Genomic DNA, 2,688 nt, shown 5'->3' with positions numbered 1-2,688 from the left:
ACGATCCTGCACGAGCTCGCCCACATGTGGTTCGGCGACCTCGTGACGATGAAGTGGTGGAACGACCTCTGGCTGAACGAGTCGTTCGCCGAGTTCATCTCCACCCTCGCGACCGCCGAGGCGACCGAGTGGGCGGAGGCGTGGACCACCTTCAACATCCTTGAGAAGAACTGGGCCTACACGCAGGACCAGCTTCCCTCCACCCACCCGATCGTCGCGGAGATCCGCGACCTCGAGGACGTGCAGGTCAACTTCGACGGCATCACCTACGCGAAGGGCGCGAGCGTGCTGAAGCAGCTCGTCGCCTACGTCGGCCGCGAGCCGTTCCTGGCGGGCGTCCACGAGTACTTCGTGAAGCACGCCTTCGGGAACACGACGCTGAAGGACCTGCTCGTCGAGCTCGAGGCGACGAGCGGCCGCGACCTGACCGCCTGGAGCGAGGCCTGGCTCGAGACCGCGGGCGTGAACACCCTCACCCCCGAGATCGAGACCGATGAGGGCGGGTTCATCACCGCGTTCACCATCGCCCAGACCGCGATCGAGGCGCAGCCCACGATCCGTCCCCACCGCCTCGCCATCGGCTTCTACGAGCTGCAGGGCGAGCGCCTCGTGCGCACCGAGCGCTTCGAGCTCGACGTCGACGGCGTCTCCACGGACGTGCCGGAGCTGGTCGGCAAGCGCCGACCCGCCCTCGTCCTCCTGAACGACGACGACCTCGCGTACGCGAAGATCCGGCTCGATGCGGAGAGCCTCGAGACGGCGATCGACCACCTCGCCGAGATCGAGTCGCCGCTGGCCCGCTCCCTGGTGTGGAGCGCGGTCTGGGACGCGACCCGGGACGCGGAGGCGCGCCCGCGCGACTTCGTGCGGCTCGTGCTCAACAACGTCGGCAGCGAGACGGAGTCGACGACCGTGCGGCAGGTGCTCGCGCAGGCGCAGGTCGTCGCGGCGAGCTACGTGGCGCCGGAGGTGCGGGAGGAGACCCTCGTCGCGCTCGGCGACGGGCTGCAGCGCCTCGCCTTCGCCGCGGACGCCGGCTCGGACGCCCAGTTCCAGTTCGTGCGCGCGCTCGCCTCCGTCGCCCGCACGCCCGAGCAGCTGCAGGCCGTCCGCGGGCTGCTGTCGGGGTCGACCCCGCTGCCCGGTCTCGACGTGGACACCGACCTGCGCTGGGAACTGCTCATCGCGCTCGTCGCGGGCGGCGAGGCGGACGGCCCCGAGATCACGGCGACGCTCGCGGCGGACGACACCGCAACCGGCCGCGAGTCCGCGGCGCACGCCCGTGCGGCGATCCCGACGCCGGAGGGCAAGGAGGCGGCGTGGGCCTCGCTCGTCGATTCGGCCGCGCTGCCGAACGCGACCGTCCGCTCGACCTGCCTCGGGTTCCGCCGCGCGATCGACACGGGCCTGCTCGAGCCGTACGTGGAGCGCTACTTCGCGGTCATCGAGCAGCTGTGGACCGACCGCAGCTACGCGATCGCCGAGACGCTCCTGCGTGGCCTCTACCCCTCCCCGCTCGCCTCCGCGGAGCTCGTCGCGGCGTCCGAGCGCTGGCTCGCGGAGCACGCCGACGCGGCACCCGCGCTGCGACGCGTCGTCGTCGAGAACACGGCCGCGGTGCAGCGCGCCCTGACGGCGCAGGAGCGTGACGCACGTGAGTGACCTCGTGCTCCGCGCCGCCCCGCTGCAGAGCATCTGGAGCACGATCTTCGATCCCCCCGCGTCCGGCTGGCCGGACTCCTGGTGGGGGAAGATCATCCAGGTCCTCGTCATCGTGGTCGTCGCGCTGCTCGTGCGGCTGATCGCCCATCGGATCATCCGGATCGGTGTGAACCGGATCGTGACCGGCGCGAAGCGGCGGCAGCGGGTGGAGGACACCCAGGCCCTGCTCTCGTCGCCGGTCAGCGCGGCCAGGGTCGTGCAACGCACCCGGACGCTCGGGACGGTGCTGAACAACGTCGTGTCGGTCGTCGTCGTGGTGGTGGCGCTGATCTCGATCGTCACCGTGATCAACTCGAACATCACGGGCGCGTTCTCGCTGATCACCGCGGCGCTCGGCGCCGGGCTCGGCTTCGGCGCGCAGAACCTGGTCAAGGACGTGCTGACCGGGCTGTTCATGGTCGCGGACGACCAGCTCGGCGTCGGCGACATCGTCGAGACCGACTTGGCGACCGGGATCGTGGAGGCGGTCGGCATCCGGGTGACCCAGATCCGCGACGTCAACGGCGTGCTCTGGTACGTGCGCAACGGCGAGCTGACCCGCGTCGGGAACCGGTCGCAGGGCTGGTCGCGCGCGATCGTCGACGTGACGGTCCCGAACACCGCCGACCTCGAGCAGCTGCAGCGCAGGCTGCTCGACGCGGCGAAGCTGGCGGTCTCGCAGCCGGAGTGGCACGGCTCGGTCACCGAGCCGCCCGAGCTGTGGGGGCTCGAGTCCATCACCGCGGACGGCCCCGTCCTGCGGATCGTCGTCCGCACCAACGCGAACCAGCGCGACGACGTGGCCTGGGCGATCCGCACCCATCTCCGGGAGGCGCTGGAGGACGCCGGTATCACGGACATCCGCATCTCCAGCGAGCGGCTGACGCAGTTCGAGTACGCCGGCGCGCTGCGGGGCGTCCGCCCGCCGCGCACCGGCCTGGTCCCCGTGCCGCATCGCCGGGCGTCGCGCCGCACCGCGCCCTCCAT

2 protein-coding genes are annotated in these 2,688 nt (G+C 71.4%); both read left to right on the top strand.

Annotated elements, in window-relative coordinates; translation table 11 throughout:
- A partial coding sequence (gene pepN, locus ACTHLI_RS08405) for an aminopeptidase N (RefSeq protein ID WP_440182710.1) occupies positions 1–1,662 on the top strand: 1,662 nt, incomplete at its 5' end.
- Positions 1,655–2,688 (top strand): mechanosensitive ion channel family protein (locus ACTHLI_RS08400; RefSeq protein ID WP_440182709.1); only part of this gene is annotated, 1,034 nt, incomplete at its 3' end. The genes pepN and ACTHLI_RS08400, both read left to right, overlap by 8 nt.

It is taken from the genome of Amnibacterium sp. (genome assembly GCF_051956055.1).
GTDB lineage: Bacteria > Actinomycetota > Actinomycetes > Actinomycetales > Microbacteriaceae > Amnibacterium.
The sequence above is the reverse complement of the archived record's forward strand: the minus strand, read 5'-3'. Positions and strand labels throughout refer to the sequence as shown.